General features: G+C 36.6%; 13 protein-coding genes. All 13 read right to left on the bottom strand.

All coding sequences use genetic code 11. The features are described 5' to 3' along the window. Positions 1 to 14 precede the first annotated feature (14 nt). The 13 genes from pknB to Q5Y73_RS04520 all read right to left on the bottom strand — a co-directional run bounded on the left by pknB (position 15) and on the right by Q5Y73_RS04520 (position 14557). Entirely contained in the window at positions 15 to 1976 is a 1962-nt protein-coding gene (gene pknB, locus Q5Y73_RS04580; RefSeq protein ID WP_305990647.1) for a Stk1 family PASTA domain-containing Ser/Thr kinase, read from the bottom strand. 52 nt (positions 1977 to 2028) lie between these two features. Beyond that, positions 2029 to 2760, bottom strand: a complete 732-nt coding sequence (locus Q5Y73_RS04575) for a Stp1/IreP family PP2C-type Ser/Thr phosphatase (protein ID WP_305990646.1) — start codon at positions 2758 to 2760, stop codon at positions 2029 to 2031. 7 nt (positions 2761 to 2767) lie between these two features. Next, positions 2768 to 3814, bottom strand: coding sequence for a dual-specificity RNA methyltransferase RlmN (gene rlmN, locus Q5Y73_RS04570; protein ID WP_305990645.1), 1047 nt, complete (start codon positions 3812 to 3814; stop codon positions 2768 to 2770). Positions 3815 to 3870: 56 nt separating this feature from the next. Then, positions 3871 to 5265 (bottom strand): 16S rRNA (cytosine(967)-C(5))-methyltransferase RsmB, encoded by a 1395-nt coding sequence (gene rsmB / locus Q5Y73_RS04565; RefSeq protein WP_305990644.1) that lies wholly within the window; start codon positions 5263 to 5265, stop codon positions 3871 to 3873. 5 nt (positions 5266 to 5270) lie between these two features. Further along, the gene (fmt, locus tag Q5Y73_RS04560) at positions 5271 to 6242 is read right to left on the bottom strand and encodes a methionyl-tRNA formyltransferase (protein ID WP_305990643.1); all 972 of its coding nucleotides are present in this window, start codon (positions 6240 to 6242) and stop codon (positions 5271 to 5273) included. Beyond that, the gene (gene def, locus Q5Y73_RS04555; RefSeq protein WP_305990642.1) at positions 6229 to 6720 is read right to left on the bottom strand and encodes a peptide deformylase; all 492 of its coding nucleotides are present in this window, start codon (positions 6718 to 6720) and stop codon (positions 6229 to 6231) included. Before def ends, fmt begins: the two co-directional genes overlap by 14 nt. 69 nt (positions 6721 to 6789) lie before the next feature. Next, entirely contained in the window at positions 6790 to 9249 is a 2460-nt protein-coding gene (gene priA, locus Q5Y73_RS04550; protein WP_305990641.1) for a primosomal protein N', read from the bottom strand. A gap of 17 nt (positions 9250 to 9266) precedes the next feature. Then, complete coding sequence (coaBC, locus tag Q5Y73_RS04545; RefSeq protein ID WP_305990640.1) at positions 9267 to 10472, bottom strand: bifunctional phosphopantothenoylcysteine decarboxylase/phosphopantothenate--cysteine ligase CoaBC; 1206 nt, start codon at positions 10470 to 10472, stop codon at positions 9267 to 9269. A 123-nt stretch (positions 10473 to 10595) separates the two neighbouring features. Beyond that, positions 10596 to 10793 carry a DNA-directed RNA polymerase subunit omega gene (gene rpoZ / locus Q5Y73_RS04540; RefSeq protein WP_305990639.1) on the bottom strand — a complete coding sequence of 66 codons (198 nt, stop codon included), beginning with the start codon at positions 10791 to 10793 and terminating at the stop codon, positions 10596 to 10598. Positions 10794 to 10795: 2 nt separating this feature from the next. After that, positions 10796 to 11398 carry a guanylate kinase gene (gene gmk / locus Q5Y73_RS04535; RefSeq protein WP_305990638.1) on the bottom strand — a complete coding sequence of 201 codons (603 nt, stop codon included), beginning with the start codon at positions 11396 to 11398 and terminating at the stop codon, positions 10796 to 10798. A gap of 13 nt (positions 11399 to 11411) precedes the next feature. Then, complete coding sequence (gene remA, locus Q5Y73_RS04530; protein ID WP_305990637.1) at positions 11412 to 11675, bottom strand: extracellular matrix/biofilm regulator RemA; 264 nt, start codon at positions 11673 to 11675, stop codon at positions 11412 to 11414. A gap of 65 nt (positions 11676 to 11740) precedes the next feature. Further along, a complete protein-coding gene (locus Q5Y73_RS04525; RefSeq protein WP_305990636.1) occupies positions 11741 to 12625 on the bottom strand; it encodes a YicC/YloC family endoribonuclease in 885 nt (294 codons plus the stop codon). Between the two features lie 51 nt (positions 12626 to 12676). Further along, positions 12677 to 14557, bottom strand: coding sequence for a bifunctional homocysteine S-methyltransferase/methylenetetrahydrofolate reductase (locus tag Q5Y73_RS04520; RefSeq protein ID WP_305990635.1), 1881 nt, complete (start codon positions 14555 to 14557; stop codon positions 12677 to 12679). Positions 14558 to 14627 lie beyond the last annotated feature (70 nt).

The following is a 14627-nucleotide window of genomic DNA, read 5'->3' as shown; positions in this document are numbered from 1 at the left end:
CCCTCCTGTTTTATTTATTCATAATCCTCATATTTTACATCATAAGTCCCTACATGTTTATAATCAACTGTAACACTAATCGTTGCCTTACCACCTTCTAAATCAGGCATTAACACTACTGGAACATAATAGGTTTCTTCTTCAACTATCTTTTCAACTTTCCAGACTCGATCTGTACCTATAGCATCTGTAATTTTAATTTCAATTGTAGACTCTTCTCCTTCAGTTTCAGGAGCTACAATAATTGCTTGTTTTGGCTTTCTAACATTATCAGGATCACCTTCACTTACAGAAATCGTAATTTCTTGTCCTATGTTAACAGGGGAGCCGGCATCAATAGGACGCTGTCTGAATACAAACCCTTTAGGTACATTTATATAAAAATCATATTCTATTATATAATTAAGTCCCCTTTGTTGAAGCATTGAAATTGCTGCATCTTTACTAACTCCAATTAAATCAGGCATTTCAATACTGCCTAACCCTTCACTTACCTTAAAGGAAAAAATTACATCCTGATCATTTGGGCTATATTTTTCATCAGGAGATGGAGTCTGTTCTATAACTTCTCCAACTGGAGCATCATATAGAACCATTTCCATTTCAATTTTACCATCTGCAAAACCTTTTTTCCTCAAATCATTTTCAACATCTACCCACTGCATTCCAACATAGTTCTCCATGATAACTTCTTCCTGCCCATTACTGACAGTTAATGTTATTGGATAATTGGCTTTTACTTTTTTACTAATATCAGATTGTTCAATGACAATACCTGCCTCTATTTCATTATCATACTTATATTGAACTGGTTCTTTTACAATTAACTGGTTTTCCTCCAATTCAATCGTCGCATCCTCTAAGGTTAATCCAATAACATCAGGAACTTCAACATCAGGCACATCTAGCATGCCCAACACTGCCTTCACACCAAACCAAGCTGAAAATAAAATTATAATCGTACTAAAAGTCCAAACAACAGGTTTCACCCAAATAAATCGATTTTTTTTATCATTGTTTTCCTTCAGTTCAGGCATTATCGTATTGTCTATGTCCATCTGTCCTACTTTTCGATTTAAACCAATCACAGGCATAACTTTTGTTTGTTCATCATCATCCAAATTATCATCAAAGCTGAATTTTTGTTCATTCATTTTCTCAGGTGATAAACTAGTTTCTAAATCTAGAAGCATTTCTTTTGCAGACTGGTATCTTTGCTCAGGATTTTTTTGCATGGATTTAAGAACCACATTTTCTACACTTTGCGGTATTAATGAGTTCAGTTTTCTTGGTTCCTCAACATCTTCTTGTATATGCTTTAAAGCAATGCTAATTGGACTTTCCCCTGAAAAAGGAAGTTTGTTCGTTAACATTTGGTACAAAACAATACCTAGTGAATACAAATCAGATTTTGCACCTTGTGTAACACCTTTAGCATGTTCAGGTGAAAAATAATGAACCGATCCTAATACAGAACCTGTCTGGGTAATTTCAGAAGATGTAGCTGCACGTGCAATTCCGAAGTCTGTTACCTTAACACGTCCATTTTTACCAATTAATATGTTGTGCGGTTTAATGTCTCTATGAATAATTTGGTTTTGATGTGCATGCTCTAATGCATCACAAATTTGACACGCAATATGTATAGCTTCATCTACTTGAAATGGAGCTCTTCTTTTAATTTCTTCATTTAAATTGCTACCCTCTATGTATTCCATTACAATGTAATGAATATCCTCTTCCTGTCCTACATCATAAATATTTACAACATTCGGATGAGAAAGTGACGCAGCAGATTGAGCCTCTCGACGAAAGCGACGAATGAAATCCTCATCATAAACAAATTGCTGACGAAGCACTTTAATGGCAACCATGCGATTCAACAATTTATCATGTGCTTTAAAGACCAATGCCATTCCGCCGCCACCAACGCGATTTAAAATTTCATATCGACCGCTTAATTGCTGTCCTATCATTTTTTCACCTCTTTACGTTTTAGAAAATTTAAGCTCTATATTTTCGTTGTCTTTACTCATTCATTAACAATACAACGGTGATATTATCATCGCCACCTGCTTCAAGTGCATGTTCGATTAATTCACTTGCTGTCAAATCCAAATCCTGATCCTTTTTTAATATCTGAATCATATTCTCTTGCTTGACCAGACTGCTCAACCCATCACTGCACAACATCAGTACATCATGTTGATCCCATTCGTGATGATGAATCTCAATCGTCACATATTCTTCAGTTCCTAAAGCGCGAGTTAATAAGTTACGCCTTGGATGCTGTTCAGCTTCTTCAGGAGAGATTTGTCCACTTTTTACTAATTCATTCACTAAGGAATGATCTTCTGTTAGTTGCATCATAGATTCCCCTGAAAATTTATAAGCTCGGCTATCACCAATATGAGCAATTAATATAAGTTCATCTGTTGCAAGTGCAACTACAACAGTAGTTCCCATTCCAGCGTATTTGTCATTTTCCGAAGCAAGTTGAAATATTTTTGCATTTGCTAAATATATGGCTTCTCGGATGGTCATCTCACATTCTTCTACAGACATTCCAGCCTCTAAGGTGTGCAGACTTTCTTGAATCGTTTCTATCGTTATTTGACTGGCTATGTCCCCTGCCTGATGTCCACCCATTCCATCCGCCACAATAGCAAGTGTATACCCATTTAACTCTGTTTGTACTACAGCTCGATCTTCATTCACTGCTCTAGTACGTCCAACATCTGTTTTATTGGTTGATTTCATTATTATATCACCTCGTACTTAACTCCATATGTTTAGCACGTAATTGTCCACAAGCTGCCTCGATGTCATGACCTTGTTCTCTTCTAATGGTCACATTAATCTTTTTACGTTCTAATATTTTTTTAAATTCAAAAATATCTTTTTTCGGTGTTCTAGTATAATCGCGCTCTGGTACATAATTGACTGGGATCAGGTTTACATGGCACAACATACCTTGCAACACGTCCGCTAATTCTTCAGCGTGCTCAGGTTTGTCATTTTTACCTCCGATTAATGCATACTCAAAAGTAAGTCTTCTTCCCGATGTCTCAATATAATATTTACATGCCTTTAATAATTCCTCAAAAGGAAATCGACGATTTACAGGCATCAAACTTGAGCGCAGCTTATCGTTTGGAGCATGGATCGAAATGGCTAAATTAATTTGTGTTTTTTCATCTGCAAACTTATAAATATTTGGCACAATCCCACTAGTTGAAACCGTAATGTGGCGCTGTCCAATATTTAAACCTTTTTCATGAATCACTGTGCGTAAAAACTTCATCATTTGATCATAATTTTCAAAAGGCTCTCCAATTCCCATGATCACAATACTGCTGATCCGCTCGTTTGTTTTATCTAATCTTTGCTGCGCCTGCACTACTTGTGCAATAATTTCACCAGCAGATAAATCTCGTTTCAATCCCCCTAAAGTGGATGCACAAAAAGTACAACCTACTCTACAGCCTACCTGTGTCGTTACACAGATGCTATTGCCGTAATCATGTTTCATAATTACCGTTTCAATTGCATTTTTGTCGTGCAGCTCAAATAAAAATTTGATTGTACCATCTTTAGATTGGAATCTTGTAATCTCATTTAAAGTTACAAAATTAAAGTGCTCTTCTAACTGATCACGCAACTTTTTTGGTATGTTTGACATTTCCTCAAAACTGCTAATGCGTTTTACATATAACCAATCAAAGATTTGGTCTGCTCTAAATGTCGGCTGTTTTTTTTCTTTTACCCATGTTTGCAATTCCTCTAGGGTGTAATCATATATAAAGGGTTTCATCTTCACACAACCTTGTTTGTTTATAGTAGAAAGCTCTAATGATTAAAGATATTTTATCATACATTCTCTTTTTTTTGTAAACGAGCAATAAAAAAACCGTCTGAATGAAAAAATTGTGGTAAAACCTGTATCAATCCATCTTCTACTTTTACTCGATCATATACATGATGAGGCAAGAGTTGACTTGTGGAGGAATCGATCGTGAATTCAGGATTTTCCTGTAGAAAATCATGGATAATATTCTCATTTTCAGAAGACTCTATCGTACAGGTGCTATACACTAAAATACCACCTGGTTTCAATAAATCAGCAACACGACTTAGAATGTCCAGCTGTATTTTACTAATTTCTTTAACATCTGCCTCGCTTTTAACCCATTTCAAATCAGGTTTTCTACGGATTACGCCCAAACCAGAACAAGGTGCATCAAGTAATACCCGATCAAACGTATGTTTTTCAAACTTTTTATTTAAATCAAGTGCATCATGAATCGTTGTATTAATATTTTTGAGCTGTAATCGGTCACTTTGCTCATCAATCAATTTCTGTTTATGTGGATGTATATCATTTGCCCAAATCGTCCCAGAGCTTCTCATTTTTTCTGCGATATGTGTAGTTTTTCCTCCAGGTGCAGCACAGCAGTCAAGAATCGTTTCATTCGGTTTAGGATCCAATATAGCAGCAACCAACATTGAGCTTTCATCTTGAATGGAAATTTTCCCCTCTTTAAACCAATGGCTGTGAGCCATATTCCCACCACTTTCAACTACGATCCCATCTTGGGATAATGAAGAAAGTGCAACCTGTAAATCCTCATTTTCCATCTCGTGTATGACGGTATCTCTATCCATTTTCATTTGATTTACTCTGACACTCACATGTGGAGCACCGTTATTAGCCTCGCATATTTGTTCAGCAACCTCCTGACCAAACTGTTGAATCCACCGTTTTACCATCCATTCTGGATGTGAGTGCTTTAAGGATATATAACGAACCTTATTTGAAGAGTCTGGCAACACTAACTGCTCTTTTTTACGAATGATATTTCTGAGCACAGCATTCACCATGCCTGAAATACCGCGATGCCCTTTTCGTTTCGCAATATTCACTGCTTCATTCACAACCGCATGATCAGGTATTCGATCCAAGTAATACAACTGATAAAAGCTTAATCTCAATAAACTACGAACCCATGGTTGCAGCTTGTTTACTTTTTTTGATACAAATTGATTGAGAAAATAGTCAATCGTATTCATTCTTTGGATGGTTCCATACACAATTTCAGTTGTTAATGAAACCTCTTGTCTTTCTAATTGAAATTTGTTCAAAGATTCATTCAACAAAATATTGCTGTAAGCCTTCTTCTCATCAACCTTTGTGAGAATATTCATTGCTAGCTCACGAGCTGTAGGTATTTTCTTTTTCGTTTTCGATGTATTAGTTGAAGTCATAAATATCAGCTCCCGAACCTTGTTCCTTCTGGAATATTGCTTCCTTTGTTAAACTCAGCAACATCCATTCTTTTTTTACCAGCCGGTTGAATTTCCGTCAACCAGATGGTTCCATCACCAGTTTTCACTTCTATGCCTTCTTTATTCATTTGAATTACTGTACCTGGCACTGCATCATTTACATTTTCTGAATGAAGCGTTCTTACATCAGGATTTATACTTTTCCATATTTTTAGAACTTTCCCATCCCATGAAGTATAAGAACCTGGCCATGGATTTAAAGCACGAATATGGTTGAAGATTTTCTTCGAAGATTTTTGCCAATCGATAAGTTCATCTTCTCTTTGAATATTAGGAGCATAGGAAGCTTCTTCATGATTCTGAGGCTCAGCTTGAATCCCCTCTTCTACAAGTTTAGGTAAGGTAGTTTTTAACAACTCCGCTCCTGACCTACTTAATTTTTCAAACATAGTTCCCGTATTATCTTGGTCAAGAATAGGCACTTCAACATGACTGATCATATCTCCTGTGTCTAATCCTTCTGCCATATACATAATGGTAACTCCTGTAACGGACTCCCCATTTTTAATGGCATGATGAATAGGGGCACCTCCTCTATATTTAGGTAGAAGTGAGGCATGAACATTGATGCATCCAAAGCGAGGAACATCCAATACCGCTTTCGGTAATATTTGACCAAATGCCGCAGTGACGATCAAATCAGGTTGTAATTGCTTTAATTGCTCAATCGCTTCGGGATCCTTCATGCGATGAGGTTGATAAACAGGAATATCGTGATTTAATGCCTCCGCTTTTACTGGAGTGGGAGTTAATATCTTTTTTCTGCCCTTTGGTCTATCCGGTTGTGTCACCACACCAACAACATTCCATTCCTGTTCCATTAATACCTTAAGTGAGGGAACAGCAAAATCCGGTGTTCCCATAAAAACGATGCGAATTTGTTTAGTCAATGACATTGTTAGGTTGTTCCCTTTCATATATGGTTTCTGCTATATCTGTAAACAATACTCCATTTAAGTGATCGATTTCGTGTTGAAAAATTCTTGCAAGAAAATCTTCTGCTTCGTACACAACTTCATTTCCATCTCGATCCATACCTTTAACCGTAATTGCTTTAAAACGATTGACTTCTCCATTAATAGAAGGAATGCTCAAACATCCTTCAGGTCCTACTTCTTTTTCATCGGAAGTCTTAATAATTTCTGGGTTTACAATTTCAATTAATCCTGGTCCATCTTCTTCACCTGAATCAAGCACAATCACTCGTTTTAATATGCCTATTTGTGGAGCAGCAAGCCCAACTCCTGGTGCATCATACATCGTTTCTGCCATATCATCCAGCAGTTTATGAAGATTTTTATTGAATTTCGTTACAGGTTTGCATTTTTCCCTTAGAATGGGATCTGGATTTTTAACAATGACTCTAATTGCCATGTCAAACACCTACCTTCTCTAAATATTTTATTCAAATTAGTCCAAAATAAGTGGATTGATTAACTTCTATTACATTAACATTTGTGGATCTACATCAACACTAACTTGTAATTTTGTTTGTTTTACGGTATTCTCCAACGAAGAAACGGCTTTGTGAACCAGATGAATCGTTTCCCATCCTCCTCGATATTTTATCAAACATTGGAAACGATATCTATCCTTCTTCCTTGGAATTGGAGAGGCAACAGGTCCTAAAACATCAATGATAGATGGAAGTTGCTGCCTTTTAATATATTCTGAAAATGACTCACCAGTCCTAACTAAAAGGTTCATATTCTCATGAGAAAATGTAATTAATATCAATTTGCAATATGGAGGATAAATGCCTTGCTTTCTGCTTTGTAGTTCAGTTCTCATAAATGATGTATAATCATGATGGCTAGCACTAATGACACTATAATGATCTGGATTGTAAGTTTGAATGACAACCTCCCCAGGTAATTGATGCCTTCCTGCTCGACCAGATACTTGTGTCAGAAGCTGAAACGTTTTTTCAGCGGCTCGAAAATCCGGAAGATTCAGTACTGTATCGGCAGCTATAACTCCAACTAACGTCACTTTTGGAAAATCCAACCCTTTGGCTACCATCTGTGTTCCTAATAAAACATCTGCTTTTTGATCGCGAAACTGATTCAACCATTTTTCGTGCGATCCCTTTTCTGAGGTTGTATCTACATCCATCCGGATCACTCGAATACCTGGAAAATGACTAGTCAAACTCTCTTCAACTTTTTGAGTTCCTGTTCCAAAATAGCGTATATGCTCACTTGAACATGATGGACATGAGCTGCTTTCTCTTTCAGCATAACCACAATAATGACAACGTAAATGACGAGTATTCATGTGATATGTCAGTGAAATATCACAATGAGGACAGCTTACAACATGTCCACAAGATCTACACATGACAAAAGTAGAATATCCTCTACGATTCAACAATAATACAATTTGTTCTTTTTTATTTAAACGATCCTCAATGGCTTGATGTAATGGCCTACTAAACATGGATCTGTTTCCTTCTTTTAATTCTTCCCTCATGTCAACAACCTGAACAGTTGGCATTGCTCGTCCAGCCACTCGAGATGGCATAGGCAAATATTGCATGGTTGATTGATGACTTTCATAATAAGTTTCAAGTGAGGGGGTGGCTGAACCTAGAATAACCGCAGCTTGATGTGCTTTACTTCTCATTTTTGCAATTTCTACCGCATGATACTTTGGGTTATCCTGTTGTTTGTAGGATGTCTCATGTTCTTCATCAATAATAATTAAGCCGATGTTTGTAAAAGGAGCGAAAATAGCAGACCTTGCACCGATAGCAACCTTCACCTTTTTTTGTTGAATTTTCCGCCACTCATCAAATCGTTCACCAGCAGATAAACGACTATGAAGCACCGCAACCAAATCTCCAAAGCGACTTTTAAATCGTTCAACCATTTGTGGAGTAAGAGATATTTCGGGAACTAGGACAATAGCCTCTCTATTTTGATGAATGCATTGTTGAATCGTTTGCAAATATATTTCTGTTTTTCCGCTTCCAGTCACGCCATGCAGCAGGAAAAGCTGCTGCCTCTTCGCATGAATTGTCTGTCTGATCGTTTGAAAAACCTTCTCTTGCTCCTCGGTGAGTTGGAGAGGGTAACTCTGTTTAAAATCATGTTTTTGATAAGGATCACGATAAATTTCAGTTGATTCTAATTTTAACCATTGTTTACTGGCTAGTGACTTAATACTTGAAGAACTGGTATTTAAACGTTTAGTTAACTCCGACAGCTGAATCGGTTTGGGTTGATCTATAAAAAATTGTAAAACTTCTAATTGCTTATGAGCTTGCTTGGACAACTCTTGTTTATATCCTTCTAACATAGTGATATTATCTGGAGGATATACCATTAGCACTTTTTTAGTAGAGACTCGATTTTTGATATTTTGTGTTTCTATCAAGATTTCGTTTATGATCAGTTTTTTAATCAACATGCTTGCATTAGGAAATCTAGTAAGCAGCTCATTCATTTCAACAGTTTGTTTCTTTTTTATAAAATGTATAATTTCATTTTGCATTTCACCTTTAGCATGCAATGGATCATTTGTTAGTGAATCTGAACCAGAATCCTCCGCTAGAGCAATGTATTTTTCATATTTTGCTTTCAATGCCCCTGGCAACATGACCTGAAGTGCTGTGATTTCATTGCATAAATATCTGCGACTCATCCACTTCGCTAACTCTACCAGTTCCTCTGTTAATGAAGGTTGAAGCTCTAGAACACTTTCAATACTTTTTAATTTGCGATCATCCACTTCGCTTTGTTCTAATAACTCAACGACAAAACCTTGGATCATTCTCGGACCAAATCTTACCCCAACTCGACTACCGACCTCCACCCAATCTTTTAGAGTCGGTGGAATTTTATAATCAAATGGACGATTGGTTTGCTTCGAAGGAACATCAACGATGACTCGAGCATACATGGATTCAAATCACCACCTTACGACAATTTTGAAGCAGTAATTTTAAGAATCTGCTCTGATATTTGCTCTTTAGATAAAAGTGGTAGTTCTTCAATCAATCCCATTTTATCATACAAACTCACTTTGTTCGTGTCAGTGCCAAAACCAGCACCTGGAAGCGTTACGTCGTTAGCAACGAGCATATCACAGTTTTTGTTTTTCAATTTCTCAAGTGCATAATGCTCCACATTGTTAGTTTCAGCTGCAAAACCAATTAGAAATTGGTGCGTTTTTAATTCACCTAGTTTCTTAAGTATGTCAGGATTTTTTTGAAATGTAATTGTTATAGAGTCATCTGATTTCTTTATTTTTTGTTTATATTGTTGGACAGGTCGATAATCTGAAACGGCCGCAGCTTTGATCACGATATCCATTTTTTCGTACCTGTTTAAAACAGCTTGATACATCTCTTCCGTAGTTTCAACACTTACATTTTCAACACCTTCAGGTAAACTCAAATGCGTATTTGCTGACACTAAAACAACATCTGCACCCATTCTAGAAGCAGTCTCTGCTAATGCAAAACCCATTTTACCAGAAGAATCATTCGTGATATACCTTACAGGATCTATACGTTCCAATGTACCTCCAGCTGTAACTAATACACGTTTTCCTTGAAGTAATTGAGATGATGAGTTGAAAGTCAAAAAATGCTGTTCTACAACATCAAAAATCGTTTCAGGTTCAGCCAACCTTCCTTCACCTACATACCCACAAGCTAATTGACCTGTTCCAGGACTAACAAATTGAATCCCACGTTGCTGAAGGGTTTTCATATTTTGTTGTACGGCTGGATGGGCATACATATGTACATTCATTGCAGGAGCAACCATAATCGGTGCTGTTGTAGCTAATAAAGTTGTACTCAACATATCATCTGCTAAACCATGAGCCATTTTTGCAATCATATTTGCTGTTGCCGGAGCAACCAACACTAGATCTGCTCGATCTGCCAAATCAATGTGTGATACAACTGCCGCATCTTCTTCATCAAAAATGTCGATGATAACAGGGTTGCGAGACAATGTTTGCAACGTTAAGGGCTGGATGAATTTTGCCGCAGATTCGGTCATGATCACATGAACGCTTGCCCCTGCTTGAGCTAACTTACTGCATAAAGAAGCTGCTTTGTATGCAGCTATCCCCCCACTAATACCAAGTACGATTGTTTTACCTTTTAGCATACAACTCACCCTACTTTCCCACTAAATAATAATACACCCCATCATCTAAAACATAACCTTTCAGAAATGACGTGCATCAAAAAAATAACAACCCTCAGGTTGTTGAAAAATAAAATATTTAAATTACTTGCTTTCTATGATTAAAAGATGCTCGTTATAGATTTCTTCTAATGCCATACCGACATATTTATGTGATTTCACTTTTTCAAGCTTTACTGACTTCCCATCTCGAAGCAATCTTGCTTCTTTGGATACTGCCACAACAAGTGAGTATTTACTATCAATTCTATCAACAATTTCATCAATGGATGGATATAACATCACTACACCTCTTCTTTAGTTTTGTTCTCTATAAATCGAAATCTTTTACAATGCTCTGCTACTATAATGGACTCTATTTTTGAACAAGCATTTTCTATCTTATCATTAACTACTGCATAATCATAATGTTTTAAAAGTTCAATTTCCTCTTGTGCCATAGACAATCGATGTTTAATAATATCGGCTGTTTCAGTTCCTCTTCCTTCTATGCGATTTTTCAATTCATCTATTGAAGGAGGAACTAAAAAAATGTACACTGCTTCGGGAAATGTCTCTTTCACTTTCAAAGCTCCCTGGACATCAATTTCTAATATAATATCATCGCCAGCGTTAATTGTATCTTCTACAAATTGAATGGGTGTACCGTAATAATTGCCAACATACTCTGCCCATTCTAAAAGCTCATTATTTTGAATCATGGTTAAAAATTGCTCTTTTTCTTTAAAAAAATAATTTACACCATCAACTTCGCCATCACGTGGCCTTCTAGTTGTGGCAGAAATTGAGTATATAAGTTCGGGTTTCCTTTTACGCAATGCTGTACATACTGTCCCTTTTCCTACTCCTGAAGGTCCAGATAATACAATTAATAGTCCTTTATCCATAACACTCTCCAACTTATTCGTCTTGATCATCTTCTTTATTGCTTGTTAATCTTTGTGCAACTGTTTCAGGTTGTACAGCAGATAAAATAACGTGATCACTGTCTGTTAAGATCACAGCACGAGTTCGTCTTCCATATGTAGCATCAATTAACATGTGGCGGTCACGCGCTTCTTGAATCATTCTTTTAATGGGTGCCGATTCTGGGCTGACGATAGAAATAATACGATTCGCAGATACAATATTGCCAAAACCAATATTAATAAGTTTTATTCCCATTTCAGTTCCTCCCTAATACCTATTCACAGAATACCTGTATGGTATACATACAAAGATCATAATTGTCATTGAATATTTTGAACTTGCTCTCTTATCTTCTCTAACTCTGCTTTCATTTCAACGACTTTATTCGTGATTTCGGTAAAATTAGACTTTGATCCGATCGTATTCACTTCTCGATTCATTTCTTGAATTAAAAAATCAAATTTGCGCCCGACAGGCTCATTTTGTTCAAATAATGTGTTGCATTGATCAAAATGACTTAACAAGCGGGTTAATTCTTCATCTATATTCGCACGCTCTGCAAGTAAAGCTACTTCCATCGTAAGACGAGTTTCATCCAATTGTTTTTGCGTTAAAATTTCTTGAATTCGCTGATGCAGTTTTTCACGCATTTGTTCAACTGCCGTAGAAGTCATAGACTGGATCTGAAGATGATGTTGTCTCATGACGGTGACTCGTTTCATTACATCTTCACGTAAATAACTTCCTTCCCTCTTCCTCATTTCCAACAATTGATTCAAAGCATCTTCTAAGCATTCTGAAATTTGTTGATTCACAAAATCATTTTGATCAGGAAGGTTTCTAGTTGATGTAATGAGTTCAGGAATAGCTAAGAAATCTTTTATCGATAATGAATCCTGCAGTTGATAACGATCTTTTAACTGGTTGACAGCTTGAACATAACGATCTGCTAATGACCAATCTATTTCTAGTTGATGATCAGCATTTGATTCTTGATGTTCTATTGTCATAAATACTTCTACACGACCTCGCTGAATCCTCTTTTGAATCATAGCCTTCAAAGATTCCTCGAGTGACAACCACTCTCGCGGCATTCTTACAATAATCTCTCGATATCGGTGGTTAACCGATTTTACATCTATTTGAATTTGATAACCTTCAAACAATCTGATTGCTTGACCAAATCCAGTCATACTTTGAAACATACAAACACATCCAATGATCTATTCAACTTTTTGAACAACCTCTATTCTAATTCATTTTGAGATAGGGTACAAGTGAGAGTCTAAACGATTTGTCTTCATCCAAACATATTCTGTTAACTCTGCAGTCATTTGGTAAGACATAAATGGTGTAATTAAATATATCCCTTTGAAATATTCGATTGCTGTATTCAATAGCTCCTTCGCAATTTCTACACCTTCTCTTCTTCCCTCTTCTCCTGAGAGTCCAGACATTCTTTTTCTAACTTCATCTGATAATTGAATTCCTGGCACTTCATTGTGTAGATATTCTGCATTTCGCCCACTTGCAAGTGGCATGATTCCTATAAAAATAGGGATGTTTAAATGTTTAGTTGATTCAAACACTGCTTTAATTAAACCTGCATCATATACGGGTTGAGTCATAATATAATCTGCACCCGCTTCAATCTTTCGCTCTAGTCGTTTAACCGCTTTGTCCAAGTATTTCACATTTGGATTAAATGCAGCCCCTACTACAAAATTAGCTTTTTGCTTTAGAGGTTTACCAGAAAAAGAAATCCCTTCATTAAGCTGTTTAATCATTCTTATCATTTCAAAGGAAGTTGTATCATACACAGAGCTAGAGCCTGGCAAATCTCCAAAACGAGCTGGATCACCTGTTACTGCTAAAACATGATCAATCCCTAATGCATGCAATCCCATCATATGGGTTTGTGACCCAATCAGATTACGATCACGACAAGCAATGTGCACTAATGGACGAACATCATGTTTTTCCTTAATCAACTGACCTAATGCTAAATTGCTCATTCTTGTCACAGCTAATGAATTATCAGCCATAGTTACGGCATCTGCACCGACTTGTTTTAAAGCTTCGGAGCCCTTCATAAATTTACTAATATCCAAATCCCTCGGAGGATCTAGTTCAACAATAACGGTATGTCTTTGTTTAACGATTTCAACGATGGAAGGTTTTTTATCCTCAAAAATCTCATTAGTTTCAATTGTTTTTTGAGTATCTACTGAACTTTTAGCAGGTTTAGCTGAATACTGCAGATCCTGAGGATCAAACTCTTTTAATGCTTCAGATATGGCACTGATATGCTCCGGCGTTGTACCACAGCAGCCTCCAATGATTTTCGCACCTAATTTGGCAAAGTGCAGTGCACTTTGAGCAAAATACTCTGGTGATGCCATGTAAGTATATTCCCCATCAACATAGTCTGGAATCCCTGCATTTGGAAATACAGAAAGAGGAACTTCTTCGGCTCTAGAAATGTTCTCTAACGTTCTGATCATTAAATTTGGACCACTTCTGCAATTTAAACCAACAATATCAGCACCATGTTCTCTGACCTGTTGAAAAGCCTCTGATATGGAAAAACCATCGGAAGTACGTCCAACATCCTCAACTGCGAATTGACATATGATCGGTAAATCACTCTTAGAACGAATGATTTGAATTGGTATAATAGCTTCGTCTAAGTCAAAAAAAGTTTCCAGAATAAATCCATCCACTTCTCCTTCTAATAAAGCTTCAATTTGTTCCTCAAAATCTCTCTTTAGTTGATCTGTAGTTATATTATTACGTCGTCCTGCTCTAATAGAACCAATAGCTCCAACAACATATGCATCCTCTCCAACAGCACTTCGTGCAATGTTCACACCCGCAAGGTTGATGGATCTCACTTCATTTTCCAATCCGTATTTGGATAATTTCTCCCTTGTGGCCGTAAAAGTATTGGTTTCAATTAAACGAGCCCCTGCTTCATAATATTTGCGATGAACATCTGCTATGACATCGGGTTTTATTATATTAAATTCTTCATACGAAATACCTACTGGAAATCCAAGATGATATAAATAGGTTCCCATTGCGCCATCTCCAGTAATGATATTTGTTTTAAGGTATTCGCGCAATTCTGGTTTCATTTCCATCCCCCATATTTAAAAATAGTATAAGATGTTCAAAAAAATCCCTTTTGATCTCAATCTTTTATAC

The sequence above is a fragment of the Chengkuizengella axinellae genome (assembly GCF_030730905.1).
Classification (GTDB): Bacteria; Bacillota; Bacilli; order Paenibacillales; family KCTC-33759; genus Chengkuizengella; species Chengkuizengella axinellae.
This window is presented reverse-complemented; position numbering and strand designations above follow the sequence as displayed.

Coding starts and splice junctions, on each gene's coding strand:
- def (WP_305990642.1), bottom strand. CDS start 6,720: ATGGCAATTAGAGTCATTGTTAAAAATCCAGATCCCATTCTAAGGGAA.
- rlmN (WP_305990645.1), bottom strand. CDS start 3,814: ATGAAACCCTTTATATATGATTACACCCTAGAGGAATTGCAAACATGG.
- priA (WP_305990641.1), bottom strand. CDS start 9,249: ATGTATGCTCGAGTCATCGTTGATGTTCCTTCGAAGCAAACCAATCGT.
- pknB (WP_305990647.1), bottom strand. CDS start 1,976: ATGATAGGACAGCAATTAAGCGGTCGATATGAAATTTTAAATCGCGTT.
- rsmB (WP_305990644.1), bottom strand. CDS start 5,265: ATGACTTCAACTAATACATCGAAAACGAAAAAGAAAATACCTACAGCT.
- remA (WP_305990637.1), bottom strand. CDS start 11,675: ATGGGAATAAAACTTATTAATATTGGTTTTGGCAATATTGTATCTGCG.
- gmk (WP_305990638.1), bottom strand. CDS start 11,398: ATGGATAAAGGACTATTAATTGTATTATCTGGACCTTCAGGAGTAGGA.
- coaBC (WP_305990640.1), bottom strand. CDS start 10,472: ATGCTAAAAGGTAAAACAATCGTACTTGGTATTAGTGGGGGGATAGCT.
- Q5Y73_RS04525 (WP_305990636.1), bottom strand. CDS start 12,625: ATGTTTCAAAGTATGACTGGATTTGGTCAAGCAATCAGATTGTTTGAA.
- Q5Y73_RS04575 (WP_305990646.1), bottom strand. CDS start 2,760: ATGAAATCAACCAATAAAACAGATGTTGGACGTACTAGAGCAGTGAAT.
- rpoZ (WP_305990639.1), bottom strand. CDS start 10,793: ATGTTATATCCATCCATTGATGAAATTGTTGATAGAATTGATAGTAAA.
- fmt (WP_305990643.1), bottom strand. CDS start 6,242: ATGTCATTGACTAAACAAATTCGCATCGTTTTTATGGGAACACCGGAT.
- Q5Y73_RS04520 (WP_305990635.1), bottom strand. CDS start 14,557: ATGAAACCAGAATTGCGCGAATACCTTAAAACAAATATCATTACTGGA.